The sequence below is a fragment of the Methylophilus sp. 5 genome, from assembly GCF_000515275.1.
GTDB lineage: Bacteria > Pseudomonadota > Gammaproteobacteria > Burkholderiales > Methylophilaceae > Methylophilus.
Genome location: NZ_KI911560.1, coordinates 2,588,461 through 2,613,323 on the forward strand (window position 1 = coordinate 2,588,461; position 24,863 = coordinate 2,613,323).

The 24,863-nt window shown below is 49.1% G+C and carries 30 protein-coding genes; 21 read left to right on the forward strand and 9 right to left on the reverse strand.

Annotated elements, in window-relative coordinates; translation table 11 throughout:
- Positions 1 to 107 precede the first annotated feature (107 nt).
- Complete coding sequence (locus METH5_RS0112580) at positions 108 to 1,631, reverse strand: helicase-related protein (protein ID WP_029148849.1); 1,524 nt, start codon at positions 1,629 to 1,631, stop codon at positions 108 to 110.
- A 181-nt stretch (positions 1,632 to 1,812) separates the two neighbouring features.
- On the opposite strand from METH5_RS0112580, the gene mutL reads away from it, so the two are divergent.
- From mutL to METH5_RS0112630, 11 genes are all read left to right on the forward strand, one after another.
- Positions 1,813 to 3,693, forward strand: a complete 1,881-nt coding sequence (gene mutL / locus METH5_RS0112585; RefSeq protein WP_029148850.1) for a DNA mismatch repair endonuclease MutL — start codon at positions 1,813 to 1,815, stop codon at positions 3,691 to 3,693.
- 264 nt (positions 3,694 to 3,957) lie between these two features.
- Entirely contained in the window at positions 3,958 to 4,323 is a 366-nt protein-coding gene (locus METH5_RS15545) for a hypothetical protein (protein ID WP_081726744.1), read from the forward strand.
- A gap of 61 nt (positions 4,324 to 4,384) precedes the next feature.
- The gene (locus tag METH5_RS0112590; RefSeq protein ID WP_029148851.1) at positions 4,385 to 5,110 is read left to right on the forward strand and encodes a hypothetical protein; all 726 of its coding nucleotides are present in this window, start codon (positions 4,385 to 4,387) and stop codon (positions 5,108 to 5,110) included.
- A 79-nt stretch (positions 5,111 to 5,189) separates the two neighbouring features.
- Positions 5,190 to 5,624: a hypothetical protein gene (locus tag METH5_RS0112595; RefSeq protein WP_036308297.1), complete on the forward strand. Its 435-nt coding sequence runs from the start codon at positions 5,190 to 5,192 to the stop codon at positions 5,622 to 5,624.
- Positions 5,625 to 5,741: 117 nt separating this feature from the next.
- Positions 5,742 to 5,963, forward strand: coding sequence for a hypothetical protein (locus METH5_RS0112600; protein ID WP_157381521.1), 222 nt, complete (start codon positions 5,742 to 5,744; stop codon positions 5,961 to 5,963).
- 63 nt (positions 5,964 to 6,026) lie between these two features.
- The gene (locus tag METH5_RS0112605; protein WP_029148854.1) at positions 6,027 to 6,365 is read left to right on the forward strand and encodes a hypothetical protein; all 339 of its coding nucleotides are present in this window, start codon (positions 6,027 to 6,029) and stop codon (positions 6,363 to 6,365) included.
- 153 nt (positions 6,366 to 6,518) lie between these two features.
- Complete coding sequence (locus METH5_RS0112610; RefSeq protein ID WP_029148855.1) at positions 6,519 to 6,968, forward strand: hypothetical protein; 450 nt, start codon at positions 6,519 to 6,521, stop codon at positions 6,966 to 6,968.
- 58 nt (positions 6,969 to 7,026) lie between these two features.
- Entirely contained in the window at positions 7,027 to 7,602 is a 576-nt protein-coding gene (locus METH5_RS0112615; protein ID WP_029148856.1) for a hypothetical protein, read from the forward strand.
- 59 nt (positions 7,603 to 7,661) lie between these two features.
- Positions 7,662 to 7,919, forward strand: coding sequence for a hypothetical protein (locus tag METH5_RS0112620; protein ID WP_157381522.1), 258 nt, complete (start codon positions 7,662 to 7,664; stop codon positions 7,917 to 7,919).
- Positions 7,920 to 7,994: 75 nt separating this feature from the next.
- Complete coding sequence (locus tag METH5_RS0112625) at positions 7,995 to 8,279, forward strand: CopG family ribbon-helix-helix protein (protein ID WP_029148858.1); 285 nt, start codon at positions 7,995 to 7,997, stop codon at positions 8,277 to 8,279.
- Between the two features lie 2 nt (positions 8,280 to 8,281).
- Complete coding sequence (locus METH5_RS0112630) at positions 8,282 to 8,584, forward strand: type II toxin-antitoxin system RelE/ParE family toxin (protein ID WP_029148859.1); 303 nt, start codon at positions 8,282 to 8,284, stop codon at positions 8,582 to 8,584.
- Positions 8,585 to 8,625: 41 nt separating this feature from the next.
- On the opposite strand, the gene METH5_RS0112635 is transcribed toward METH5_RS0112630, so the two are convergent.
- Positions 8,626 to 9,042, reverse strand: coding sequence for an ester cyclase (locus METH5_RS0112635; RefSeq protein WP_232411041.1), 417 nt, complete (start codon positions 9,040 to 9,042; stop codon positions 8,626 to 8,628).
- A 217-nt stretch (positions 9,043 to 9,259) separates the two neighbouring features.
- Here METH5_RS0112635 and METH5_RS0112640 point away from each other — a divergent pair, with 217 nt between their 5' ends.
- Both METH5_RS0112640 and METH5_RS0112645 read left to right on the forward strand, forming a co-directional pair.
- Positions 9,260 to 9,700, forward strand: coding sequence for a helix-turn-helix domain-containing protein (locus METH5_RS0112640; protein ID WP_029148861.1), 441 nt, complete (start codon positions 9,260 to 9,262; stop codon positions 9,698 to 9,700).
- A 188-nt stretch (positions 9,701 to 9,888) separates the two neighbouring features.
- Entirely contained in the window at positions 9,889 to 10,470 is a 582-nt protein-coding gene (locus METH5_RS0112645; RefSeq protein ID WP_029148862.1) for a PEP-CTERM sorting domain-containing protein, read from the forward strand.
- Positions 10,471 to 10,539: 69 nt separating this feature from the next.
- On the opposite strand, the gene METH5_RS0112650 is transcribed toward METH5_RS0112645, so the two are convergent.
- The 5 genes from METH5_RS0112650 to METH5_RS0112670 form a co-directional block, all read right to left on the reverse strand.
- On the reverse strand, positions 10,540 to 11,253 hold the full coding sequence (locus tag METH5_RS0112650) for an SAM-dependent methyltransferase (RefSeq protein WP_029148863.1): 714 nt from the start codon (positions 11,251 to 11,253) through the stop codon (positions 10,540 to 10,542).
- Positions 11,254 to 11,353: 100 nt separating this feature from the next.
- Entirely contained in the window at positions 11,354 to 12,793 is a 1,440-nt protein-coding gene (locus METH5_RS0112655) for a DUF4139 domain-containing protein (RefSeq protein ID WP_029148864.1), read from the reverse strand.
- A gap of 90 nt (positions 12,794 to 12,883) precedes the next feature.
- Entirely contained in the window at positions 12,884 to 13,480 is a 597-nt protein-coding gene (locus METH5_RS0112660) for a Maf family nucleotide pyrophosphatase (protein ID WP_029148865.1), read from the reverse strand.
- A 51-nt stretch (positions 13,481 to 13,531) separates the two neighbouring features.
- A complete protein-coding gene (gene oadA, locus METH5_RS0112665) occupies positions 13,532 to 15,382 on the reverse strand; it encodes a sodium-extruding oxaloacetate decarboxylase subunit alpha (RefSeq protein ID WP_029148866.1) in 1,851 nt (616 codons plus the stop codon).
- A 39-nt stretch (positions 15,383 to 15,421) separates the two neighbouring features.
- Positions 15,422 to 16,840 carry an acetyl-CoA carboxylase biotin carboxylase subunit gene (locus METH5_RS0112670; RefSeq protein ID WP_029148867.1) on the reverse strand — a complete coding sequence of 473 codons (1,419 nt, stop codon included), beginning with the start codon at positions 16,838 to 16,840 and terminating at the stop codon, positions 15,422 to 15,424.
- A 334-nt stretch (positions 16,841 to 17,174) separates the two neighbouring features.
- Between METH5_RS0112670 and METH5_RS0112675 the strand changes: the two genes are divergently transcribed.
- The 8 genes from METH5_RS0112675 (at position 17,175) to fabF (ending at position 23,624) form a co-directional block, all read left to right on the forward strand.
- On the forward strand, positions 17,175 to 17,681 hold the full coding sequence (locus METH5_RS0112675; RefSeq protein ID WP_029148868.1) for a DUF177 domain-containing protein: 507 nt from the start codon (positions 17,175 to 17,177) through the stop codon (positions 17,679 to 17,681).
- A 189-nt stretch (positions 17,682 to 17,870) separates the two neighbouring features.
- Positions 17,871 to 18,050: a 50S ribosomal protein L32 gene (gene rpmF / locus METH5_RS0112685; RefSeq protein ID WP_018985326.1), complete on the forward strand. Its 180-nt coding sequence runs from the start codon at positions 17,871 to 17,873 to the stop codon at positions 18,048 to 18,050.
- A gap of 156 nt (positions 18,051 to 18,206) precedes the next feature.
- Positions 18,207 to 19,259 carry a phosphate acyltransferase PlsX gene (gene plsX, locus METH5_RS0112690; protein ID WP_029148869.1) on the forward strand — a complete coding sequence of 351 codons (1,053 nt, stop codon included), beginning with the start codon at positions 18,207 to 18,209 and terminating at the stop codon, positions 19,257 to 19,259.
- A 48-nt stretch (positions 19,260 to 19,307) separates the two neighbouring features.
- Positions 19,308 to 20,249 carry a beta-ketoacyl-ACP synthase III gene (locus tag METH5_RS0112695; protein ID WP_029148870.1) on the forward strand — a complete coding sequence of 314 codons (942 nt, stop codon included), beginning with the start codon at positions 19,308 to 19,310 and terminating at the stop codon, positions 20,247 to 20,249.
- 90 nt (positions 20,250 to 20,339) lie between these two features.
- Positions 20,340 to 21,263, forward strand: a complete 924-nt coding sequence (gene fabD, locus METH5_RS0112700) for an ACP S-malonyltransferase (protein WP_029148871.1) — start codon at positions 20,340 to 20,342, stop codon at positions 21,261 to 21,263.
- Between the two features lie 12 nt (positions 21,264 to 21,275).
- Positions 21,276 to 22,016 (forward strand): 3-oxoacyl-ACP reductase FabG, encoded by a 741-nt coding sequence (gene fabG / locus METH5_RS0112705; protein ID WP_029148872.1) that lies wholly within the window; start codon positions 21,276 to 21,278, stop codon positions 22,014 to 22,016.
- A gap of 86 nt (positions 22,017 to 22,102) precedes the next feature.
- A complete protein-coding gene (gene acpP, locus METH5_RS0112710) occupies positions 22,103 to 22,339 on the forward strand; it encodes an acyl carrier protein (protein WP_019882196.1) in 237 nt (78 codons plus the stop codon).
- A gap of 52 nt (positions 22,340 to 22,391) precedes the next feature.
- Positions 22,392 to 23,624 carry a beta-ketoacyl-ACP synthase II gene (fabF, locus tag METH5_RS0112715; RefSeq protein ID WP_029148873.1) on the forward strand — a complete coding sequence of 411 codons (1,233 nt, stop codon included), beginning with the start codon at positions 22,392 to 22,394 and terminating at the stop codon, positions 23,622 to 23,624.
- 63 nt (positions 23,625 to 23,687) lie between these two features.
- Here the strand turns inward: fabF and tpx (METH5_RS0112720) are convergent, their stop codons facing one another.
- Together tpx (METH5_RS0112720) and tpx (METH5_RS0112725) are read right to left on the reverse strand one after the other, a co-directional pair.
- A complete protein-coding gene (tpx, locus tag METH5_RS0112720) occupies positions 23,688 to 24,191 on the reverse strand; it encodes a thiol peroxidase (protein ID WP_029148874.1) in 504 nt (167 codons plus the stop codon).
- A 95-nt stretch (positions 24,192 to 24,286) separates the two neighbouring features.
- Positions 24,287 to 24,787 carry a thiol peroxidase gene (gene tpx, locus METH5_RS0112725; RefSeq protein WP_029148875.1) on the reverse strand — a complete coding sequence of 167 codons (501 nt, stop codon included), beginning with the start codon at positions 24,785 to 24,787 and terminating at the stop codon, positions 24,287 to 24,289.
- Positions 24,788 to 24,863 lie beyond the last annotated feature (76 nt).

A 24,863-nucleotide genomic window follows, 5' to 3' on the forward strand; every position in this document is an offset into this window, starting at 1 on the left:
GTGATGGCTGGGTGTCGTCCTCTTTGGTTACTTTCTGGGGGACAAGCACCAGAAAGTGACTCGCCTAGAGGCGAAATAAATGGTTTGAGCTAATAATAAACGCACATTTAGCGATACTGGGCCAATTCCGCCTCCCGCTGTGTCTTCCCATACCCCGCCTGCACCCTCAACGTTCGGCTAATATAAGCATTCAACTTTTTCCTAGCATCATCAATCAACTCCCTGTCCGGAAAGGTCTGCGGATACTGATACGACAACCAGCTATATAAACTCAAATGCTGGCAAATCAGCTCCGCCTGCTCCAGGTATTGTGCCTGCTGCCCATTGAGCCAGTCCGGCATGCTCGGTAACGTGCGTGGTTGCTGTGTGGCGACGGCTTCTACGCATTGCACAAAATAATCCCGCGCAATTGGCACTTGTATCGCCAGTGGCGCGCACATCAGGCGGTATTTGTCGCGCATGCTGAGTTTGGGTGCCATTTCGTCTATCAGTAACGCTTGCTGGTGTTGCAGTGGTGTGACTTGCCATTGCAGGCTGGCCGAGTCAGATTGCCGTTGATATTGCGCCTGTAAGTATTCCACGCACTCTGCCAGGCGCCAGGTTGGGATTCTGTGGCTCAACGCTTCAATATCGCCACCACCAATCGCCATTGGCAATGCGAATAGCGGTGCGGTATCGTCCACTTGCAACATGGCTTGCAAGTGCCACTGTTCATCGTCCTCTAGCACGGTGACATAGCCGGTGTCATACAAACCATGGCGGCCTGCGCGGCCTGCAATCTGGCGCGTTTCGGTGGCATTGAGCGGGCGCGGGGCGATGCCGTCAAACTTATGAATGTTGGCAAAAATAACCCGGCGGATCGGCAAGTTTAAACCCATGCCAATGGCGTCTGTCGCCACCAATATCTGCGCCTCACCGCTGGCAAAGCGGGCAGATTCACCACGGCGGACTTCTGGCGACAGCGCGCCGTAAATGGTGGCGACACTTAAGCCCCATTGGCGGATGCGCGCGGCCAGCGTCAGCACATCTTTACGACTAAAGGCGATGATGGCATCGCCGGGTTGCAAGGCTTTGTGTAGTTTGGCGCCATGATAGCGGGCGCCGCAAATACTGTGGTCTTCAATCAGCAGTGGCGTCATGCGTTGCAAGTGGGTCAGGGTATACGGCTCGCCCAGTGCATCCAGTACGCGCGTGCAGCTTTTTGTGACGCTATTGGCGCCGCAGATAAATACCTGTTTGGCCGCTACGCCAACCAGCGCTGCCGTCCAGGCGCTGCCACGATCCGGGTCCATCAGCATCTGGATTTCATCAATCACGGCGACATCTACCGCCATGTCTGGCCGTAACATTTCAATGGTTGAGGCCGTATGTTTTGCGCCTGGTACTATCACGCGCTCTTCGCCAGTGACCAAGTTGCACGCTACGCCCGCTTGCATCAGCCGGTCACGTACCTCCATCGCCAGTAAGCGTAAGGGCGCCAGATAGACGCCAGATTCAGCCTGGCGCAGGGTTTCGAGTGCCTGATAAGTTTTGCCGGAATTGGTGGGGCCAACGTAAAAGTGGTGCTGGCGTTGCATTTGGCGCGCAAGGCTAAAGCGGGATAAATATTGCTGAAATTCGTTGGCGAACATGCAGTCATTCTACCAAACGGTTTAGGAAACTCGGAGTAAGTGAGCGAGCGCGCTAAAGTGCAAGGCGCACGGAACGCAGAAACCGAGATAGTATGCTTTATACAGCGAGGTTGTGAGTACCGCGCAACGAAGTAATTTACGCGCGTAGCCACTTAATGCGAGTTTCCTTTAAAATGGCGGGATGAAAATCCATTTACTACCTGACCAACTGATTTCACAAATTGCTGCCGGAGAGGTGGTTGAGCGTCCGGCCTCCGCGCTTAAAGAGTTGCTGGAAAACAGCGTGGATGCAGGCAGTACACAGATTCAAGTGGCACTGCAACAAGGTGGTATGAAGTTGCTTAAGGTGAGTGATGATGGCCACGGCATTGCCAAAGACGACCTTGAGCTCGCACTGACGCGTCACGCCACCAGTAAAATTCAAAGCCTGGAAGACCTGGAACAGGTCGGCAGTTTGGGTTTTAGAGGCGAGGCACTGGCCAGTATCGCCTCTATTTCACGCACAGTACTCACCAGTCGCCAACAAGCAGCCAGCCATGCCTGGCAAATTGCTGCCGAAGGCACGCATGGGCAAGCAGTCAGCCCGGCTGCACTAGATGCCGGCACCATTGTCGAGGTGCATGATTTGTACTTCAACACCCCGGCACGGCGCAAGTTTCTTAAAACTGAAAACACCGAGTTTGGACATTGTGAGGACGCGTTTACGCGGGTGGCCTTGTCGCGCCCGAATGTGGGATTTTTATTGCAGCATAATGGTAAAGCCATCTCGCGATTGGCCGCGAATACACCACAACAACGCATCACTGATGTCCTTGGCAGCGAGTTTGCTGCGCAAAGCGTTTGGCTGGAAGAGGATAGTGGTGGCTTGCGCCTGTGGGGCATGACAGCCTCGCCAACGTATCAACGCCATAGTCGCGATAGCCAGTATGTATTTGTGAATGGCCGTTTTGTGCGCGATAAACTCATTGCCCACGCGATTAAACAAGCCTACCAAGATGTGTTGCACGGCGATAAACACCCGGCGTTTGTGCTGTTTTTAGAGCTTGATCCTTCTTTGGTCGATGTCAATGTTCACCCGGCCAAAACTGAGGTGCGTTTTCGTGAGTCGCAAGCGGTGCATCGCTTTATTTTCCATAGCCTGCACAAAGCACTAGGTAAAACCTCGGCCGAAATTCAGGCCAGCCAGCCTGTGCAAGCGCCGTTTAACCCGTTTAGGCCCGGAAATCTGCCTGCTTTCACTATGCCGCGCGAGCAGGTCGAAATGCCACTACAAAGCCGCCCGGCATTGGGTGGCAACTATCCACCTGCTGTGAGTAATGGCGCAGCGCTAGCGCAGCAATTTTACGGCCAGCTCTATGGTGATTTAAACCCTGCGGTGACGGCTGGGAGTATGGAAGAAGGTCATTCTGCAGCAAGCATGCTGGAAGTCACGCCTGTGATGGCAAGCGCTACCGCAGCAGAAGCACCGCAGCAATATCCCCTCGGTTTCGCGCTTGGTCAATTGCACGGTATTTATATCCTCGCTCAAAACACACAGGGCATGGTAGTGGTCGATATGCACGCTGCGCACGAGCGCATTATGTACGAGCGCCTGAAAAATGCCTTGAGCGACAAAGCCATTGCCACGCAGCCATTGCTGATCCCGATTAGCTTCTACGCCGAAAAAGTAGAGGTAGCTACGCTGCAAAGTTTAAATGGCAGCGATACCTTGCAACAGCTAGGTTTTGATCTGGCGACGTTGTCACCCACCACCATTGCGATTCGTGCCGTACCGACCATGCTGCAAGACGCCGATGCCGTCGCCTTAGCGCGCGCTGTGTTGCGTGATTTGCATGAGTATGGTGTGAGCCGTGTATTGCTTGAGCGCCAAAACGAAGTGTTAGGCACCATGGCCTGCCATGCAGCCGTCCGTGCGAATAGACAACTCACCATCACGGAAATGAATGCGCTGCTGAGGGATATGGAAGCCACCGAGCGCAGCGGGCAGTGTAACCACGGCAGACCGACCTGGTTTCAGGTGAGTTTGAATGACTTGGATAAGATGTTTATGCGTGGGCAGTAAAGGGGCCTTGCGTCTTATTTAAATTGCAATCGGATATTTTTATGTTTAATCTAAAACACACAACAAACAGCCATCAATATATGGTTTGTGATTTAGGTGTGTTTGATGATGCAAAACCTATTTTTATAGGTGTAATATTAGGAAATTAGCTGTTGATTTCATTGTGATAAATAAATCCATAAATTTTATAGCCCCCAGACTAAATAAAATATTATTGTCGTTTTCGGGGTCTAATTAACGTTAGCCAATTAGAAGAGAGGATATATGGAAGCAGCGAATCATTATGGAAATATGCGCTTTGCAATGTTTACTGTATTCACCGCAATAGTTGGCGCTTTAATAGCTTTTCCATTTTCTTCTGAACATCAAACCCTTTTACAAAACTGTGGTAGTCGTTATTTGTATAGTTTGGTTAGCATTATTTTCTCTGTATTGTTCGGGCTGTCACAATACAGAATTTCACAACTAGTTATTTTTTATCAGGAAGCTGCATTTGAAAGTGATTCTCTGAAAAAACCTGACGGTCATGGATGCTGGAAAAATATAGCTAATTTAACAATGCTATCACCATACATATTTTCCGCCCTGTTTTGGTTATTATTCGCGGTTGGTATTGTTAAAAATGGCTAACCCGTCATTCAACTGGGACGCGACTACGTCGCGCCCGTTAATTCGAACGTTGGCCGTCAGTATGACCACTCTTCGATTCGCCATTTTGGTAATTGCCACTTCCCTCGCTGCAAGTGGTGTTCGAGCGCAACCTCCCGGGAACGCATCGTCGTTTCAGATTGGTACTGCTGCCATCCTGGTCCCAACACCGCAAGGGTTTGTTGAAACCTCGCGCCGCTCCAAAGAACTTTGGGATAAAGCTTTGGCGTACAGAGGTGGTGCGGCCCGAATAATCGGTCACTTTGTTACAGAAAAAGACCTGGCTGCATTTGAGAAAGGTAAGGAAGTTACGTTCAAAGAGTATCTTCTTGTCCAGACACCGCGTAGTGCCGAGTCGCTTATAGCGACTCAAGCTCAGTTCGATAAACTCCGGTCAGGGACGGTTGCCCTTCAGGCTGACTTAGCTGAAAAGATTGAGCCGCGATTGTCAACTGAGCTTGAAAGGATTTCGAAAAACGTCTCTACTGCCAAGGGCGAGGATATCAAGTTTCGTCTTGGTGAAATTATTCCCGTTTCTGTCGACCGAAACGACTCGCGAGTGTTAATTCACACCGTACTTGCTCAAGTCAGCACTTCTCAAGAAAAATCAAAAACCAACCAAAACATGATCTCGACGACCGCATATTGTTTTGTGTCTGGCAAGGTGGTTGTTCTCATTGCATATAGACATTTCTTGACCCCACAAGACATTCAATCGTCCCGTACTTTTGTGAACTCATGGGCCAACAGCGTTCTCTCCGCAAACTGACGGTCAACCCTTCGGTCAAGCGGGACCGTCTTCCAGCGTGCCGCCTCCAGACGGCCCCTTACCTCCAACGTTGGGCATCGTGAAACAAATCGAGATATTTCCATTAATTGGCATTGGTGAAATAGAGCTCGGTTCTGCGCAGGCCGAAGTTCGTCGAATACTCGGGCCATGCAGGAGTTTTAAAAAGACACCTTTAGCTACCCATCCAACAGATTCGTGGTTCGATAATAAACTTCAGGTTTATTACACTGGTCAGGAGCCTATTGTCGAATACATAGAGTTATCTAATGGCCTAGAGGCAACTCTATTTGGCCATTCTGTGTTCTCAACCAAGGCGAGCCAACTAATTTCCTTAATTGAGCAGCATGCCGCATTTGATAATACTGATCCAGAGCTGGGGTACAGTTACATATTTCGCTCACTTCAGTTGAGTTTTTGGCGTCCAGGGGTTAAGGGTTCAGAGGGAAGTTATTTTTCTACAGTGGGTGTAGGTATTCATGGCTATTTCTCTTAAACCTGCAGCTACGCCCAACCCATCATTCAAGCGGGACTGGCTAAAGCCAGCCCCTTAATTCAAACGTTAGAGGTATTGTTGCTTTTTCTTATTTTCACCAGATCAGGGTACGATGATTTGATAGCTCAAATCAAACCAAACCCAATATCTATTTGGCTAAATTATGGCGTTTTGACTCCGCTGGAAATCAATGAGCTTCGAAAATCCAGCTACAATGTTACTGAGTTTTTAAAGCCCATAAACACCAATGACAATGCTGCTTTGGAGGCCGCAATTGAAACAGTGCAAGAGCATCATATCGGGCAAAATGTTTGGGTTGAGCATATTTCCAACCTCTAACCCATCATTCAAGCGGGACTGGCTAAAGCCAGCCCCTTAATTCAAACGTTAGACGCTTACGCTATGAAAACTCGCAAACTCGTCGAAAGTATTCTTGAAAGTGCGTGCACAGACAATGTCAATTTCTACAGGCAAATGTTCGAAGAGCAAGATATTGACGCCGTGCAAGATGAAACGTGGCGAAAGTTCATACTGCTTGCCCGCTCGCTATCTAAAGAAGATAGAGAAACGCTACTTACGTTTGCTCGGCAAGTCGCCGTCGATTCAATATCCACCATTTGCGGCGGTATCGACGGCGTTACCGAGCTTGGGGGAACGTTTATGTCTTTGTCACTCATAGACATCGAAGGGCAACAGCATGCTGGTTCACTTCAGGATGAGTTGCTTTCCATTGCGAGTTAAGTCAATTCAAAGTTAAATGCATCATGAGGCCAATAAATCGTCTAACCCATCAGTCAAGCGGGACTGGCGAAAAGGATCTTTTATGAAATGTTTATTAATAACGAGGGTTGAGCCAACACTTTCGCCAGCCCCTTACTTCAAACGTTAGGCAATATGTTCGATATTTTTATTGAGAGCCAGTCAAAGATTGAAGCGCTTACCGAGTTTTATCAGGGAAAGTTAATTTTGCATCAAGAGACTGAGTATTTAGCTTGCTATGCCAAGTACTGGAAATCAATCGAATATAAGCGGCAATGGTCTAGGGCCGCAAAACATATCCTTCATCGCTCTAATAAAACCGCTGGATTTGTAACTGCTGCAAATATTAAAAGAAATCCCAAAAATATTAGTTGGTGGATAGCTTTCAAAAATGGAAATCAAATAACTTTCCGTGAGCAACTGCTATCCTATAACTCTAGAAAGCGTTGGTTAAAATGTCCCAATGCAGAGCATGCTCACAAGAGTGTTCCTAAAAGGCTTTTTCTCACCACTAATTACGTTAGTGAATGGAAAGTAAGTGTCGGAGCTATGAGAAAGTTTTTATCTAGGCGTAATTTTGCCTAACCCGTCATTCAAGCGGGACTGGCTAAAGCCAGCCGCTTAATTCAAACGTTAGAACTATATGAACGAACTATTGATAAAGCAAAATAAAGGCACCTTGAAAACATTACCTGTCATGTTTTTTTTGGTTTTTGCTTTTTTCACTATTTCAAGTTATTTAGGTTCTGGATTTTCTGCTCAAACTCAAACAATGCTAGGGTTTACAATATTTATACAGTTTTTTGCATTATGGTATTTACATATACACTCTAAACGGCAAGTTCTAATCAACAAATCAACCGAGAAAATCGAAATTACTGAGTTTTCTATTTTTGGTACTCAAAAATACAAAAACTACCCATTAGGCAACTTCAGCTCAATCCAGTCATACATCACGCATGGTAAAGGTGCAAGAAACATCGTTGAGCTTGTTACTTCAGATGGTAATCGAGGTCTGTTTTTATCCAGTTTTTTACCATGTGGTGGTAAAAAATTCTGGTCACTTGAAATTGAAACTGAAAATCCAGAAGCTGCTCTTTTGGCATCACAAGTGGCAGCATTTCTATCAATAAAAAACATAGGCTTTATTGGGCATAAGTTTGCTACAAACCAAGTAGGTATTGAAAATAATGCTAAATTTATCAGCAACATGTTCTAACCCATCCATCAAGCGGGACGCGCTAAAGCGCGCCCCTTATGTCAAACGTTAGAGCGCGCATGACTGAAGAGTTTAGAATTAGAAAATTTGCCAATAAATTTAATGCGCAAATCAAAACTTCAGCACTGGTGAGTGGTGGGGCTCTAGATGCAGTCGAAAGGTACAGAAAAAAGCACGGCGGCATATGGGTTGGAGGGGTTGTAGAGCTTACTCATAAAGGTGTATTTTTCAGCCAGCTTAGTAGGGCGGACTCGTTTACAGTCCGCCGTATTTCTTTTGTAAAGCCCAGAGTATTTTTCGTAATATGCTTTGTCTAGGTTAACTTTCAGCCACTTTAACCTGTAGCACAATCGTGCTACAGTTGTCGTTGAGATCCCGACTTTGGTGCCATCATGACTACAACGACTATTCGACTATCCGCTGAGCTCAAGGAGCGCGTTGCCGAAGCTGCAAAGCGAGCAGGTACGACGCCCCACAGTTTTATTTTGGAGGCTATTGCTGACAAGACCGCGCAAGAAGAGTTACGTGCTGGTTTTGAGGCGCAAGCTGAGGCACGTTACGCTAACTTGATGGCTTCTGGCGAATCCATTGCCTGGGACGAGATGAAAAGTTATCTCGAATTGAAGCTCTCAAACCCTGAAGCACCTTTGCCAAAAAGTCGCAAACTCGCGCCTTAATTATGTCAGCGATTGAACTTGCGCCTGAAATTGCAGAGGATTTTCAGCGTATTCTGGAGCATCTGATCGCATTTGAAGTGATCAATCCGCAGCAAAGAGTCACTGAGATTATCGAAGCCATAGGCATTCTGGCAAACAATCCGCTGATTGGTCGTCCATCTACTTCCGACCTTAGAGAGTTGGTGATTGGTAAAAGGTCTCATGGATATATTGCGCTATACAAATATGCGCCTGCGATTGATACGGTGTTTGTGTTGGCAATTAGAAGCCAACGCGAAGCGGGGTATGTGGATAGAGGTTGTTAGTTAGATAAAGCAGACTCGTTCAAGTCCGCTTTAGTTTATAACTACTGAATCACACCTAGCTGTTTAAACAAGCCATACGCATCCAGCACATCCCAGTGCTCGGCCAGCTTTCCGTTCTCTATTCTAAAAATATCCACGGCATAAATACGGTAATGCTTGCCTGTGGCAGGAATGCCTAACCAGTCACCTTGTTGGGTGCCGGAATACACGCCATAAGCCCAGACTGTGTCACCTTCGGCCACCAGTTTCTCCAGCTGATATTCCCAGTCAGGCACCGCTTTAAACCATCCAGCAAAAAACTGTTGAAATCCATTTAAACCTTGTGGCACGAGCGGGTTGTGTTGAATATAGCCTGGCTGCATGTAGTTAGGCAGTTGGCTCAGGTCTTTTTTAACAAAAACGGCTTGGGCAAAATCTGCTAGCAGTTGTTTATTTTGTTGAGTTTGGTCTTGTGCCATGGTGAGGTTTCCTTTCGTTATCAGGGTGGTGAATAGCAAAGCGGTAAGCAGGGGTTTAAATAGCTTCATTGCGTTTCCTTTTAGTGTTAAAAAATGCTTGCGTGGTAGATGTGTTGCGCATGATAATTTCTATAGTTACTTTTAGTAAGTAGGCACCTAAAAGTAACTTATGTAATTGATATTCACTGAATTGGCCTTGAATGCACAGAGAGTGGCTATGCTTGAAGAGATTGAACAACCATTGCAGATTGCACCTAGCTGGAATGCCTATCAGGCAGAGTGCCCGACGCGCTTGATGTTGAACCGGATTGCGGATAAATGGACGGTGCTGGTGTTGGGCCTGCTTGAGAATGAAACCAAACGCTTTAGTACTTTGCAGCGTGAGATCGGCGGTATTTCACAAAAAATGCTCACGCAAACATTGCGAGGATTGGAGCGTGACGGCTTGGTAGCTCGTAAAATTTACCCCTCTGTGCCACCAAAAGTGGAGTACACGATTACGCCATTGGGTAACACACTGGTAGGTTTGCTGGCTGCATTACGCGTATGGTCAGAGGCGAATATTGAACAGGTACTGCTAGCACAGCGTAATTATGATCAGCTTGCGCAAGAGGCGCTGAATCAGGAGATTAGTGGCATCAGAAGAGTTCGATTTTGAAAGTGGGACTAAACCGATAGCGCATCGTATAGATGGCCTACTCTAAAAAGCCTTGTTGATGACAAGGCTTTTTAGCATTTAAACCACGCTCAAGTCACGTACGCGACTTCTTTCCAATTAACTCATTGCAAATAATGTTAATATAAGTTAATAATAGTGGACTTTTATTGTTAATTTGGAGAGTGAAGATGAAATTGTTTAAACATTCGTATAAGCAAGGTGTGGCCGCTGCATTATTGAGTTTGGCTATGGTGGGCGGTGTTGCGACCAGCGCACAGGCGGCAACTGTGTCAGAAGGTGTCACGGTGATTCCGGGCACGTATCTGTTTGATTTTGATGCGGGCTCATTATCGGCTGGCCCTGGTGCTGATGTTTGGTGGGAGCAAATTACCGCTACTAGCCGTGTATTGATGCCTTATTCAACGGCGCAACTCGCTTATGTTGGTCAAGTAGGGGTTGCTGGTTTGAGCTTTAATGCTTTGACTGTGAGCGACCTTGAGGCACTGACTTACACTTCCACAGGTATTAGCGGTGGTGATGTGGGCAATTTGTTAACAGCTAACTCGGTATTTGCGGTTAAAACCAATGAAGGAAACTACGGCAAGGTATTAGTGACTTTTCCGTTTTTTCAGGCTTACCAAAATAACGGTTTGGGCGTTTATTGGGTGACTATGGCACCAACTATCCCTGTGCCAGAAGCAGACACTTACAGCATGTTGCTGGCAGGCTTGGGTTTGATGGCAACTGTAATTCGCCGTCGTTCAGCCTAAGAGTGTTTAGCCTGATTGGTTGATTGTTGTGAAGAGCCCCGCTTGATGCGGGGCTTTTTTATATGCTGATTATGCAAGTAGTAAAAACACGGTGGGTTTTTTATGTACATCGGGTAATGCTGCTTTTTTCCACTCGGCCACTGTTTTAGTCACAATCAGTTCATCTGGCGCTGTCATATTGCATGCCACGCAGAGTCGCGTTTGTGGTTGCAGGTTGGCAACCAGGTCTTCTAGCACGTGCTGGTTGCGGTAGGGCGTTTCAATAAACAGTTGCGTGGCTTGCTGTTTTCTTGAGTCAAACTCAATGCCTTTGATGGTTTTAACACGTTCTGCTTTTTCGCTGGGCAAATAGCCTAGAAATGTAAAGCGTTGACCATTGAGCCCGCTGGCCATTAAGCCTAGTAGCAAACTGCTGGGGCCGATTAACGGCACTACACGTATGCCTTTATGATGCGCAACAGCGGCTAATGCCGCGCCGGGGTCGGCAATGCCCGGGCAACCCGCTTCGCTCATCAAACCAACGTCCACACCTTGCTGTAAGGGCTGCAATAGTTTTGCCAACTCTTTGTTTGGCGTATCTTTAGTGAGCACCGAGAGATTTAATTCACGGATAGATACTGGATGACCACTGGCGGCGATAATCTGACGCGCGGTTTTTTCGTTTTCGACGATGAAGTGGCTCAAACTGTGCAGTCGCTGCACGACTTCTGCCGGGAGCACTTGTTGTGGCGTCGTGCCTTCAGCGAGAGGGGCAGGGATAAAGTATAAGGTACCAGTAGCCATAGTGTTCAATGTATTGTAAAAAGCGGATTATCCCACGCTGGCGGACAAAAAAAGCATTCTTTTGCAAGAATGCTTTTTGAGGGCTTGCGATGTTGCTGGCTTAATACTTCACTTGTACCCGATATTTGAGTGTTATATCAGTTTCTGCTGGCACGCTCACTTGCCAGGTGGCCTGATGCGCGCTGGTTTTTTTGTGTGGCTGAGATTCATTCAATATTTTCCAGTCGCCATTGAGTGGTTCTTGCACGGTCACCGTCACGGCTTCTTTTTTGGCGTTATGCAGGGTAATGGCATAGGCGCTTTCATAGAGTGGCGCCTGGTTGGGTTTGCTCAGGTTTTTAAAGTCGGTTTGTACGCGATCGGCCGTGACATCAAACGCGTTGCCGAGTTTGAGGCGTACGCTGTCGTTTTTAGGCGTATGGTCAATCTGATCTTCACCCACAAATTGCGCCGTACCATCGTTATCTTTTTTATAGACGCGCATGGTGCCTTTAGGCAGTGGAATCCCTAACTTGCTGCTTTCTTTGTTTTCAAACTCTACAAATACCTGCACCTTTTGCTTTTTCTCAAGGTCGCGGTATTGGCCTTGGTAGTAATAGTCGGCGCCAGTTAAGACCAACTCTTTACGCGCCGGAATATGCTGCGCAGAGAGTAGTGCGACCTGTTTGGTTTGGTTTTCGGCAATGGTGGTGGTGCGTGGCAGGGTGTATAAGTGATACTCGAGCAGGCCTTGTTCACTTGGCATGGCAGCATCGGCTACCATGGCTTCACTGCGCATCATCATGGTTTTGGGGCGGATAGTTTCGCGCACGCGGTTGACGTCACCAGCCACCAGTTGCACTTTGGCATTGGGGTAGGCGGTGCCGCTGGTGTTGTTGAGCGTAACCCAGCCTGAGAGGTCAATGGCATCTTCTTTACTGCTGAGCTCGGCGACGTAGTCGGCTTTCCATTGCAGGCCGCCAGTAAGATAGCTGAGCTCCAAATTGCTTTGTTCGGCGCCTTTGTATTGCACTTGCGTGGTCAGTGTGGGGCGATCTTTGAGTTGGCCGGGCACATTAGGGTAAACAATGCGGCCGGGGATGCCGGTCTCAATGCGGTTGCCGATTTTGAGCACCACGCCATCTTGTGCCGAAAGTACGGTGGCGGTTTCTTGCGTCTCGGCACCGGTGCTAGGGTTGGTGCGAATGACAATCACTTGCTGGCCCACGTTTTTCTCCAGCAGTTTTTGCGGAGTGAGTAGGTCAAAATCAAAGTTTTGTTCCAGCACCTGCAGGCTGCTATTTGGCTGCAAGCTGCGCAGTAAAGCGGTTTCTGGTTTGATCTGCGCACTCACGTCGCGAAACGACAGCGTAGATAAACCATTACTGAGGCTTAGTTTGCGGTTGTCTTTTACCAGTGCCAGGTCTTCGTTGTAGATTGTGACCGCCACACTGGTTTGGTCGGATTGCGGGCTGACGGTGGCGGTTTCTGCTTGCGTGATTGACGTACTGCACAGTGAAACACTACCTAAAGAAAACAGCAGCAGGGAGCTGAGTCGCATGGTGATCCTCTCGTTGTTATTAAGCGCGTAGGCTTGAGACCCACATAACGCAACAGCCGTTCAAAAAGTTAACAAGTTGGTAGGTGAGCGTTATGGTCGTGGGTGTGATAATACATCGACGCCAGCGTGTTGCAACATGCTCACCAGCGCGATGAGTGGTAAACCAATCAATGCGTTAGGATCGTCGCCGCGCATATAGTCTAGCAGGGCGATGCCCATGCCTTCAGATTTAGCGCTGCCTGCGCAGTCGTAGGGTTGCTCCAGCCGCAAATAGGTTTCAATCTGTGTAGCCGTGAGTGTTTTAAACTTAACAAAGTAAGGCGCTATGGTCGATTGCATGTGTTGGCTGCTGCTGTCGTACAAACACAGTGCGCTGTGAAAAACGACTTCTTTGCCGCTGAGCATGGTCAGCTGTTTAACGGCGTTTTCGTGGTTGCCGGGTTTGCCTATCTGCAAGCCATCCACTGTGGCAACCTGGTCGCAGCCGATAATTAGCGCATGGGGCTGGCGCTCAGCTACTTTTCGCGCCTTGCCTTTAGCCAGCCGCAATGAGGTCTGCTCTGGGGGCTCGTTGGGCAAGGGGGTTTCATCAATCTCTGGTGAAATACACTCAAAAGGCACATGCAGTTTTTGCAGCACTTCGCGCCGATAACGGGAGGAGGAGGCAAGGATAAGTGGTTTGTTCATGGCTAAAAGCAAAAATCCCTGAAGTCACTCAGGGATTTTTGTTGGTTTGGCTTATTCCGGTTGAATTTCAATCAGTGTTTCATCCGGGGTGACGCTGTCACCTTTGGCCACATGAATGGCCACCACGGTGCCAGACTTGCTGGCTTGAATTTCGTTTTCCATCTTCATGGCTTCAATGACCAGCACGCCATCGCCTGCATTGACCTTGTCACCCACGTTTACTTTAACAGTGACAATGGTGCCCGGCATTGCTGTGGTGACGCAACCCGGATGGTGAGGCCGTGGGCGGCCACTGGCAGCCACGGTGGCTTTTTTCTTGCCGCCCGCAGAGCTGTTGGCACCGCCACTGACTTCCATCTCGTTGAGGGTTTCTACAAACACTTCTTCTGAGATGCCATCAACCTTTACGTAGTAAGGTTTGCGCTCTTCACCGGCGTGGCCACTACCTGTCAGTTTGATATGGTAAGTTTCACCGTGCAGCGTGATATTAAACTCGTTAGGCGCATAGCGTGCAGCGGCCGTTTGTTGGGTCACCGCGTCTTTGCTCAGTAATGGCTCAGGGTTCAATGAACCAGCATTGCGCTCTTGCAAGAAGGTTTGGCCAATATCCGGGAACATGGCGTAAGTGAGTACGTCTTGTTCGTTATTGGCAAAACGCTCGGCTTCAGATTGCAATCTGACCATTTCTGGCTGTAACAAATCAGCCGGGCGGCAGGTAATGACTTCCGCATCGCCTACAGCCTGCTTACGCACGTCTGCATTGACTGCCGCTGGCGCTTTACCATATTGACCCAACAGGTAGTTTTTCACTTCGTTGGTGATGGACTTGTAACGGCCACCGGTCAATACATTCAATACGGCCTGGGTGCCAACGATTTGTGAGGTAGGCGTGACCAGCGGAGGATAACCTAAGTCTTGGCGCACGCGCGGAATCTCGGCCAGCACTTCATCCATACGGTTAAGTGCACCTTGTTCTTTCAACTGGTTAGACAGGTTGGAAATCATGCCGCCTGGTACCTGGTTGATCAATACGCGTGTATCCACACCAGTAAATTCGCTCTCAAACTGCCAGTATTTTTTACGCACTTCTTTAAAGTAGGCGGTGATTTCTTGCAGCTTGCCTAAATCCAGACCAGTGTCGTACTCAGTGCCTTTTAAGGCTGCCACCAGGCTTTCTGTCGTTGGGTGGCTCGCACCTTCGGAGAATGAGGAGTTGCAGGTGTCGATAATGTCGACGCCGTTTTCAACGCTTTTGAGCATGACCATACTGGCCAAGCCAGAGGTTGCGTGGCTATGCATATGAATTGGCAAGCTCACTGCAGATTTTAATGCCTTGACCAGCTCACCGGCCATGGTTGGCGTGAGCAGGCCGGCCATATCTTTAACGCCAATGCTATCGCAACCGAGGGCTTCTAGCTCTTTTGCCATGTTGACGAAGTAAGCCACGTCATGCACCGGGCTGGTGGTGAAAGACAAAGTACCAATGGCATGCTTTTTAACTGACTTTACTGCGTCAATGGCTGTTTTCAGGTTGCGGATATCGTTCATCGCATCAAAAATGCGGAACACATCGACGCCAGCGTCTGCAGCTTGCTTAACGAAAGCATGCACTACGTCGTCTGAATAATGACGGTAGCCCAGCAGGTTTTGGCCGCGCAACAGCATGTTAATTGGCGTATTAGGCAAGGCCTTGCGCAAGCTGCGCAGACGCTCCCATGGGTCTTCTTTTAAAAAGCGCACGCAGGCGTCAAAGGTGGCACCGCCCCAGGCTTCCAGTGACCAGAAACCAATTTCATCCAGTTTGCTGGCAATTGGCAGCATATCTTCGGTACGCATGCGCGTCGCGATCAGGGATTGGTGACCATCTCTTAAAACGAGTTCGGTGACATGTATTTTGCTCATAATCTTGTCGATCTAAATTAATATCTGCAATACGGTTAATCAAATGCCTTCGTGGGCTGCAATTGCGGCAGCGATCGCTGCGGCCATTAACTCTTTAGGTAGTCCGACATCATATTCTGTCAGCTCCGGGTGTTGCTCTACAAAGCTGGTGTTGAAGTCAGCGGCCCTAAAATCAGGGTGTAGCATGATTTGCTGGTAGTAAGGAATCGTTGTTTTGACGCCATAAACCACCATATCGTTGAGTGCGCGGCGACCACGTTCAATCACGCCTTCCCAGTCCAGTGCCCAAACGGTGAGTTTGGCACACATAGAGTCATAGTAGGGCGGAATCACATAGCCACTGTAAATGGCCGCGTCCATACGCACGCCAGGGCCACCCGGTGCATAGTAGCGGGTAATTTTACCAAAGCTCGGCAGAAAATCTTTTTGTGGATCTTCAGCGTTAATGCGGTACTCCATGGCAAAGCCACGGAAGGCAATTTCGCTTTGCTTGTACTGTAATGGCAAACCAGCTGCAACCCGGATCTGCTGTTGAACAATATCAACGCCGGTAATGGTTTCGGTCACGGTATGCTCCACCTGTAAGCGGGTGTTCATTTCCATGAAGTAAAAATTGTTGTCAGAATCGAGCAAAAACTCCACAGTGCCGGCGTTTTCATAACCAACGGCTTTGGCCGCTTTGACGCCCAGGCTGCCAATATAGTCACGCTGCGCTTGTGACAGTTGTGGCGACGGCGCGATTTCAATCAGCTTCTGGTTGCGGCGCTGGATAGAACAGTCGCGCTCAAACAGATGGATGACATTGCCGTGTGCGTCAGCCAATATCTGTACTTCGATATGGCGCGGATGTACTACGCACTTTTCCAAAAAGACTTCTGGCTTGCCAAATGCTTTGCTGGCTTCTGAAATCACGCGGTCATAGTTGCTTAACAGCTCTTTCTCGCTATCGCAACGGCGAATGCCACGGCCACCGCCACCGTTAGTGGCTTTTAGCATGACCGGGTAGCCAATTTTACCAGCCAGTACCACGGCGGCTTCGAGGGATTCCAGGTTGCCATCACTGCCAGGCACACAAGGGATACCGGCATTGATCATGGCGTTACGTGCCTGAATCTTGTCCCCCATCTGGCGAATGACGTCGGCTTCAGGGCCAATAAATTTAATACCACGACGGGCGCACACTTCGGCCAGTTCAGGATTCTCAGACAGGAAACCATAGCCAGGATGCAGCGCATCGCAGCCCGCAGCCACGGCGATGTTCACGATATTATGCGCATTCAGGTAGCCTGCTACCGGGTCTGAGCCAATGTTATAGGCTTCGTCAGCCTTTTTGACATGCAAGGCATGACGGTCAGCATCCGCGTAAATGGCCACCGATTTGATGCCCATTTCCGAACAGGCGCGCACAATGCGTACCGCAATTTCACCGCGATTCGCGACTAAAATTTTCTTAAACACACATTACCCTTAAAGCAAGAAAAAAGGACAGAGTCTTTTAGTAACTCAACCGTTTATTAATTAGCAACTACTTGTATTTAAAACGCTTTGAGTAGAGTTGGTTGTGGTTTTGCAGTCATGAGGCCGTCTGAACGGATGGCCGATTATGCAAACCGGCACCATGAGCGCGCGCATGAAAAGAGCGCCGCGTGATGCGACATCATTATAACAACAAACCGTGGTCTTAAAAAGTAGGACGTCATTTAGGCAAGCGCTTCGCGCGCGCCGGGTCGTCAAGATTGGCCGAGTTTGCTATAGTGTGAGGCTTGTTTATATATTAGAGTTTTAGTTGGTTATGACGCGATTTGATGAGCTGGCCCAGCAGCAAAAAAAGACTGAAGGTGAGTTGACGTTATCGTCGTTGCCGCGCTTGCAAGAGGCATTGCATGCGCTGGGTGTGACCGATGCTGCGGCGCTGGCTGCATTACGTGTACGTTATCAATTGCAAGGGTTGCCGCCACGCTTTTTTAGTGAGACTGCTTTGCCTATGTTGGCGTTAAATGTGCAATCAGCGTTGCCGTTGGTGTGCCAGCGCTGCTTTGCGCCGTTGCCGCAAGCGCTTGATTTGCAGTTTGAGTTCGCGTTGAGTAATGAGCCGCCCGAGGCGTTGCTAGAGGATGAACATGTCGATTGGCTGGAAGAGGGCAGCGAAACGACGGTTGAGTCGCTGGTTGAAGATGAGTTGCTGATGGCATTGCCGATTGCGGTGATGCATGAGCAGGCGTGTGTTAGCTTGCAGCAGACGGCCGGTGAAAAGCCTAACCCATTTGCGGCGCTCAAGCAGCTTAAGCTGGATAAGTGAAGGCTTGATGATGGCTAAATGCATTGCCAATATTGTAAAAAAGCAAATGAAAAGCGATATTTGCAGGATTTATTTGCAGTTGTCTCTGGAATATTTTATAATTGCGGATTAGGTAGCATTTTAGTTTATTTATAACTGCCCTTTAACTTCATTGTCTGAGGTGTGGCGGTTTGATTTTGGAGTATTTAAATGGCAGTTCAGCAAAACAAAAAGACACCGTCCAAGCGTGGTATGCACCGCTCCCACGACTTTTTGACTAACCCACCTTTGGCAATTGAGCCAACGACTGGTGAAGTGCATTTGCGTCATCACGTGAGCCCAAACGGTTTTTACCGTGGCCGTAAAGTGATGCCAGCTAAAGGCGAATAATCGCTGCATTAAAGCGTCAAGCTTTAAAACACGCCGCGCAGTAAAATGCGCGGCGTTTGTGTATCTGGCGCAAGCCTGTACTTTTCCGGCACTTTGCTTGAATAGCTGCGTTTTGATGACGGGTGTAGTGTACGGAAAGTAAATTTGGGAAATGACATGACAACTAGTCAACACGCGCACTCACAAGAAGTAGTGATTGCCATTGATGCCATGGGAGGAGATCACGGTCCACATGTGACTGTGCCTGCGGCAGTGCGTATTTTAAAAGAAAATCCTAATCTCAATATTATTTTGGTCGGCTTGCAAGAGGCCGTTGAGGCTGAACTGAAAGCCTTGCATGTCACGCCCAACCCGCGTTTGCGCGTACATCACGCGAGTGAGGTAGTGTTGATGGATGAGTCGCCACAAAGCGCAATGAAGAATAAAAAAGATTCTTCTATGCGCGTGGCGATCAATATGGTGAAAACCGGTGAGGCGCAGGCTTGTGTGAGTGCTGGTAATACCGGTGCTTTAATGGCGACGGCGCGTTTTGTCCTAAAAACGTTGCCAGGTATTGACCGTCCTGCCATTGCTTCTACCTTGCCTTCTGAAAATGGCAGCACATTTATGCTAGACCTTGGCGCCAATGCCGACTGTACGCCAGAGCACCTCTACCAGTTTGCCATTATGGGCGCGATGGTGGTGAGCTGTATCAGCAATAAACCTAATCCAACCGTTGGCCTGCTCAATATCGGCTCTGAAGATATCAAGGGTAATGAGGTTGCTAAACAGGCTGCCGAGTTGCTGCGTGGCAGCCATTTGAATTTTTACGGTAACGTCGAAGGCGATGATATTTTCAAAGGCACCACCGATGTCGTTGTGTGTGATGGCTTTGTCGGTAATGTCGCGCTAAAAACCACAGAAGGCCTGGCGCATATGATGGGCAAGTTCCTGACTCAGGAATTTAAGCGTAACTGGCTCACCAAATTGATGGCGCTGGGTGCTTTTCCGGTATTAAAGGCGTTTAAAAAACGCCTGGATCCACGTCGCTATAATGGCGCCAGCTTTTTAGGCTTGCGCGGCATTGTGGTGAAAAGCCATGGCGGGGCGGATAGCGTCGGCTTTTACCATGCCATTCATGTGGCCATGGAAGAGGCGCAGAGCGGCGTTTTAAAGCGCATTCAGGCGCAGCTTGAGATCGAGCATCTGACGACTTCCGAGCAGTCTTGAACTGCATGCGGCTAGGTAATTTGACCCAATTAAGGCATAATCGTACGAATGATTAACGCGCGAATCGCAGGCACTGGCAGCTATCTGCCACCCACTATTTTAACCAACGCCGATCTGGAAAAGATGGTCGATACCACCGATGAGTGGATCTTTGCCCGAACCGGTATCAAGCAGCGGCATCGCGTTACGGATGAACGTACCAGTGATCTGGCCACGCATGCTGCGCGCAATGCCATTGAGGCTGCGGGTATTCAGGCGCAGGAGATTGACCTCATTATTGTGGCGACCACCACACCGGACAAGATTTTCCCGAGTGTGGCGACCATGGTACAGCGCAAACTAGGCATCAGCGGCTGTCCTGCATTTGACGTGCAAGCGGTTTGTAGCGGCTTTGTCTATGCCTTGACCACTGCGCATCAATTTATCAAGTCTGGTCAATATCGCAACGTGCTGGTGATTGGTGCGGATACCTTTACCCGTATCACCGACTATACCGATCGCAGCAACTGCATTTTGTGGGGCGATGGCGCGGGCGCTGTGATTTTGCAGGCGAGTGAACAGCCTGGGGTCCTCTCAACCCATATTCATGCGGATGGCAATTACGAAACCTATTTGCATGTGCCTCGCAAAGAAGATGGCCCGGATACCGTGGTCATGGAAGGCAATGCCGTGTTCAAAATGGCGGTCAATACGCTAGACCAGATTGTGGACGAAACCTTGACGGCTAACCAGATGCAAAAGTCTGACATTGACTGGCTGGTGCCGCATCAGGCCAATATCCGCATTTTGCAAGCAACGGCCAAAAAGCTGGACTTGCCTATGGAAAAAGTGGTGATTACGGTTGACCGGCATGGCAATACCTCCGCAGCATCTATCCCGCTGGCGCTTGACACTGCAGTGCGCGATGGTCGTATCCAGCGCGGGCATTTGTTGCTGATGGAGGCATTTGGCGGCGGTTTTACCTGGGGTTCTGCGCTGGTCAGATATTAAACAGTAAATAATGCCGGTGAAATTGTGTTGTGCAGGCATCGCGTGAGTGATTGCCTGCATATTGTTTTAGTCAATACGTGATAAAAAATTATGTCTAAATTTGCTTTTTTCTTTCCAGGCCAAGGCTCGCAGTCGGTTGGCATGATGCAAGGGCTAGCAGCCCACGCCATCGTTAAACAAACTTTTGATGAAGCCTCGGCTGTGTTGGGTGTCGATTTCTGGAAAATGGCGACTGAAGCCAACGATGAAATTAACCTGACCGAAAATACACAGCCCATCATGCTCACTGCCGGGGTTGCCACCTGGCGTGTGTATCAGGCACTGGGCGGCCAGTTGCCAACCGCGATGGCCGGTCATAGCCTGGGTGAATATACGGCCTTGGTCGCTGCCAATGCGATTTCATTTGCAGATGCATTGCCGCTGGTTAAATTTCGTGCCCAGGTCATGCAGCAAGCGGTGCCTGAAGGGCAGGGGGCGATGGCTGCCATTTTGGGTCTGGATGATGACACGGTGCGTGCGGTATGCACTGAGGCGGCGCAAGGTCAGGTAGTGCAGGCGGTTAATTACAACTCGCCAGGCCAGGTGGTGATTGCTGGTGATAAAGCTGCTGTAGAGCGCGGTATGGAGCTGGCCAAAGCCAAGGGCGCTAAACGTGCCTTGCCATTGCCTGTGAGCGTACCGTCGCACTGTGAGCTGATGAAGCCTGCGGCAGATAAGCTGCGTGAATATCTGCAAAACGTCACTGTGCAAGCGCCTGTGGTGCCAGTGTTACATAACGCCGATGTTGCGGCTTATAGCGATGCAGATAATATTAAAGACGCCTTGGTGCGCCAGTTATATAGCCCGGTGCGCTGGGTTGAGACGGTGCAGCATTTAGCGGCAGCAGAGGTGTTTAGCGCTGCCGAGTGCGGGCCAGGCAAGGTGCTGGCTGGGTTAGCCAAGCGCATCGTTGCTGAGATGACCTGTGTTGCACTGGTGAGTGATGAATCTGTGCAAGCATTTGTTGCGCAATAAGGGGGATTAAATATGTTGGATCAACAAGTGGTATTAGTGACAGGCGCCAGCCGCGGGATTGGTGCAGCGATTGCACAAACCCTGGGTAAGCAGGGCGCGATTGTGGTTGGGACGGCCACCTCTGCCAGCGGTGCAGAAGCGATTACAGCCCATCTGAAAGCTGCTGGTGTGAATGGCGTTGGTTTGGCGCTGGATGTCACGCAGCCAGAGCAAATTGAAGCAGTGTTAAAGCAAATTGCCGAGCAATATGGTGATGTTTCCATTCTGGTAAATAACGCCGGTATTACCAAAGACACCTTGCTGATGCGCATGAAGGACGAAGACTGGGATGCTGTGTTGAACACCAATCTGAAGTCTGTTTTTCGCATGAGCCAGGCCGTGCTGCGCCCGATGATGAAAGCACGTCAGGGTCGCATTATTAATATTTCCAGCGTGGTTGGTCACATGGGTAACGCAGGCCAGGTCAACTATGCTGCGGCCAAGGCAGGCATGACAGGCTTTACCAAGTCGATGGCGCAAGAGGTTGGTAGCCGTGGTATCACGGTCAACTGTGTCGCGCCGGGATTTATTGAAACCGACATGACTGCCGAACTGCCAGAAGAGATTAAAGCCAAAATGCTGGAGCGCATTGCGGTGGGCCGTTTGGGCCAGGTGGATGAAATTGCGGCCACGGTGGCCTTTCTGGCGTCACCTGCGGCTGCCTACATTACGGGTGAAACCATCCATGTCAATGGCGGCATGTATTGCGCTTAATACATAGTTTCTTTGGTATTCTGGGCAAGTTTTGCTAGAATACCGGTTTACTGAACACGACACTTATCAACAAAGGGGTATTTTAGATGTCCGACATCGAACAACGCGTAAAGAAAATCGTTTGTGAACAATTAGGTGCAAACGAAGCTGACGTTAAAAACACATCATCTTTCGTAGATGATCTGGGTGCAGATTCTCTGGACACCGTAGAATTGGTGATGGCTTTGGAAGAAGAATTCGATTGCGAAATTCCTGACGACGAAGCAGAAAAAATCACAACAGTGCAGCAAGCGATTGACTACGTCAACGCAAACCTCAAGTAATTCATTGACTTCATTCTTCAATCAGCCCTCGCAAGAGGGCTGATTTTCTATTATGACGAAACGCAGAGTAGTAGTAACAGGCTTGGGCGTGGTGTCTCCAGTAGGCATTGGTACCCAAACCGCTTGGGGCAATCTGGTTGCTGGTCAATCAGGCATTACCCGCATTACCAAATTTGACCCCACACCGTTCGCCTCGCAAATTGCAGGTGAAGTGAAAGGCTTTAACGCTGAAGAGTTTATTCCAGCCAAAGATGCCCGCCGTATGGATACTTTTATCCAATATGGTCTGGCAGCGGGGCTGGAGGCTTTTCGCGATTGCGGCCTTGAAGTGACTGATGCCAATGCCGAGCGTATTGGTGTCACCATCGGGTCAGGCATTGGTGGCTTGGGTTTGATTGAGTCCACTAACGACAGTTATGATGAAGGTGGCCCGCGCAAAATCTCGCCATTCTTTATTCCAGGCACCATTATCAATATGATTTCTGGCAACCTGTCGATCATGCTGGGCTTAAAAGGTCCAAATATCGCCGTGGTCACCGCTTGTACCACAGGCACACATAGCATAGGCGAAGCCGCGCGCATGATTGAGTACGGTGATGCTGACGTGATGGTGGCTGGTGGCGCTGAAGCGGCCATTACCGAGCTCAGTGTTGGCGGCTTTGCCTCTGCGAGAGCCTTGTCTAATCGCAATGACGACCCGGCAACGGCTAGCCGTCCCTGGGACAAAGACCGTGATGGCTTTGTGATTGGTGAGGGAGCAGGGGTGATGGTGCTCGAAGAGTATGAGCATGCTAAAGCCCGTGGTGCCAGAATTTACGCCGAAGTGGCTGGTTACGGTTTAAGTGCCGATGCCTATCACATGACCGCGCCAAATATGGATGGTCCACGCCGGTCTATGGTGAATGCCCTCAAAAATGCAGGTGTGAACCCTGACCAGGTGCAGTTTATGAACGCACACGGTACATCGACACCGTTGGGTGATGCGAATGAAACCAATGCGATCAAAGCGACTTTCGGTGATCATGCTTATAAACTGGTGGTGAACTCCACCAAGTCTATGACTGGTCATTTATTGGGTGGCGCTGGTGGCTTGGAGTCAGTATTCACGGTGTTATCTATTTATAATCAGATTTCACCGCCAACCATTAACTTGTTTAATCAGGATCCTGAATGCGATCTGGATTACTGTGCCAATACCGCACGTGACCTGCAGATTGAATATGCCCTGAAAAACAACTTTGGCTTTGGTGGCACAAACGGCAGCTTGCTGTTTAAGCGCGTTTAAATAGCCATATAGCCTAATAAAAAAGCCAGCATATGCTGGCTTTTTTATTGCTTGTTTAATTGCTTACTTCAATACAGCCAGGGCCGCCGCATAGTTAGGTTCGTCGGCAATTTCGCCAACCAATTCGCTATGCAATACCTGGTTATTTTCATCCAGAACAACGACTGCGCGTGCAGTCAGGCCAGCCAGGCTGCTGTCGGTGATCAACACGCCATAGTCAGTCGCAAATTTAGTGGTATCGCGGAAAGTAGACAAGGTGACAACGTTTTCCAGGCCTTCTGCACCGCAGAAGCGGCTTTGCGCAAATGGCAAGTCAGCTGAGACACACAGCACGACAGTATTGTTCACGCTGCTGGCTTCTTTGTTGAACGTGCGCACAGAGGTAGCGCAGGTTGGTGTATCAATGCTAGGAAAAATGTTGAGTACTTTGCGTTTGCCAGCGTAGGCATCCAGACCAACCAGGTTACGTTTGGCATCTGCCAGTTGAAACGCTGGGGCGGTCTCGCCTGCTGCTAAAAATTTACCGCCAACGGCGACCGGGTTACCTTTAAGCGTGACGCTTGCCATAATCTTCTCCAAAAAAGGTGTTGATGAGTGTTAAACGGACACTTTAACGTGTCAGCCCATGTCAATCAACCACATAAAAAGTAAGGGAATCAGTTTTACAGTACGGCGAGTGCTGCGTCGTAGTCTGGTTCGCTGGTTAATTCTTTCACCAGTTCTACATGCAAAACCTGGTCATTTTCATCGGCGACGATGAGTACACGCGCAGGCAAGCCTGCCAGTTTGCTGGTCATCATCAGCACACCGTAGTTTTTGAGCATATCGCGGCCACGCATGGTCGATAAATGAATGCTGGCAGACAGGTTTTCTGCGTCTAGAAAGCGCGTCATGGTGAACGGTAAGTCAGGAGAAATATGCACAATAACCGTGTTCTCCAAATTGGCGCCCAAGCGGTCTAGTATGCGTACGCTGTTGGCGCTGGTGGCGGTGTCTATGCCAGGAAAAAAATGCAGAACTTTTCGCTGACCACTAAACGTTTCTAATGACACGTCTTCCAGCGCATGATTGACCAGTTGAAAAAAAGGTAAGGTTTGACCTAAGCGGGGTAATTCATCTTCAACCAGTATCGGGTCATTCAGCAAAGCGGTGGCATTAGGCATGATCAGTCATTTATTCACGAAAACGCCTGACATCATAGAGCATTATGTCTAGGGCATTCAATTTTTATTGCACGGC

Coding starts and splice junctions, on each gene's coding strand:
- mutL (WP_029148850.1), top strand. CDS start 1,813: ATGAAAATCCATTTACTACCTGACCAACTGATTTCACAAATTGCTGCC.
- METH5_RS0112650 (WP_029148863.1), bottom strand. CDS start 11,253: ATGGCTACTGGTACCTTATACTTTATCCCTGCCCCTCTCGCTGAAGGC.
- fabF (WP_029148873.1), top strand. CDS start 22,392: ATGACGAAACGCAGAGTAGTAGTAACAGGCTTGGGCGTGGTGTCTCCA.
- METH5_RS0112695 (WP_029148870.1), top strand. CDS start 19,308: ATGATTAACGCGCGAATCGCAGGCACTGGCAGCTATCTGCCACCCACT.
- fabD (WP_029148871.1), top strand. CDS start 20,340: ATGTCTAAATTTGCTTTTTTCTTTCCAGGCCAAGGCTCGCAGTCGGTT.
- plsX (WP_029148869.1), top strand. CDS start 18,207: ATGACAACTAGTCAACACGCGCACTCACAAGAAGTAGTGATTGCCATT.
- METH5_RS0112620 (WP_157381522.1), top strand. CDS start 7,662: ATGACTGAAGAGTTTAGAATTAGAAAATTTGCCAATAAATTTAATGCG.
- METH5_RS15545 (WP_081726744.1), top strand. CDS start 3,958: ATGGAAGCAGCGAATCATTATGGAAATATGCGCTTTGCAATGTTTACT.
- METH5_RS0112640 (WP_029148861.1), top strand. CDS start 9,260: ATGCTTGAAGAGATTGAACAACCATTGCAGATTGCACCTAGCTGGAAT.
- METH5_RS0112660 (WP_029148865.1), bottom strand. CDS start 13,480: ATGAACAAACCACTTATCCTTGCCTCCTCCTCCCGTTATCGGCGCGAA.
- METH5_RS0112630 (WP_029148859.1), top strand. CDS start 8,282: ATGTCAGCGATTGAACTTGCGCCTGAAATTGCAGAGGATTTTCAGCGT.
- METH5_RS0112675 (WP_029148868.1), top strand. CDS start 17,175: ATGACGCGATTTGATGAGCTGGCCCAGCAGCAAAAAAAGACTGAAGGT.
- METH5_RS0112580 (WP_029148849.1), bottom strand. CDS start 1,631: ATGTTCGCCAACGAATTTCAGCAATATTTATCCCGCTTTAGCCTTGCG.
- METH5_RS0112615 (WP_029148856.1), top strand. CDS start 7,027: ATGAACGAACTATTGATAAAGCAAAATAAAGGCACCTTGAAAACATTA.
- METH5_RS0112625 (WP_029148858.1), top strand. CDS start 7,995: ATGACTACAACGACTATTCGACTATCCGCTGAGCTCAAGGAGCGCGTT.
- METH5_RS0112655 (WP_029148864.1), bottom strand. CDS start 12,793: ATGCGACTCAGCTCCCTGCTGCTGTTTTCTTTAGGTAGTGTTTCACTG.
- METH5_RS0112605 (WP_029148854.1), top strand. CDS start 6,027: ATGAAAACTCGCAAACTCGTCGAAAGTATTCTTGAAAGTGCGTGCACA.
- METH5_RS0112635 (WP_232411041.1), bottom strand. CDS start 9,042: ATGGCACAAGACCAAACTCAACAAAATAAACAACTGCTAGCAGATTTT.
- tpx (WP_029148874.1), bottom strand. CDS start 24,191: ATGGCAAGCGTCACGCTTAAAGGTAACCCGGTCGCCGTTGGCGGTAAA.
- METH5_RS0112645 (WP_029148862.1), top strand. CDS start 9,889: ATGAAATTGTTTAAACATTCGTATAAGCAAGGTGTGGCCGCTGCATTA.
- fabG (WP_029148872.1), top strand. CDS start 21,276: ATGTTGGATCAACAAGTGGTATTAGTGACAGGCGCCAGCCGCGGGATT.
- tpx (WP_029148875.1), bottom strand. CDS start 24,787: ATGCCTAATGCCACCGCTTTGCTGAATGACCCGATACTGGTTGAAGAT.
- METH5_RS0112610 (WP_029148855.1), top strand. CDS start 6,519: ATGTTCGATATTTTTATTGAGAGCCAGTCAAAGATTGAAGCGCTTACC.
- METH5_RS0112590 (WP_029148851.1), top strand. CDS start 4,385: ATGACCACTCTTCGATTCGCCATTTTGGTAATTGCCACTTCCCTCGCT.
- rpmF (WP_018985326.1), top strand. CDS start 17,871: ATGGCAGTTCAGCAAAACAAAAAGACACCGTCCAAGCGTGGTATGCAC.
- oadA (WP_029148866.1), bottom strand. CDS start 15,382: ATGAGCAAAATACATGTCACCGAACTCGTTTTAAGAGATGGTCACCAA.
- acpP (WP_019882196.1), top strand. CDS start 22,103: ATGTCCGACATCGAACAACGCGTAAAGAAAATCGTTTGTGAACAATTA.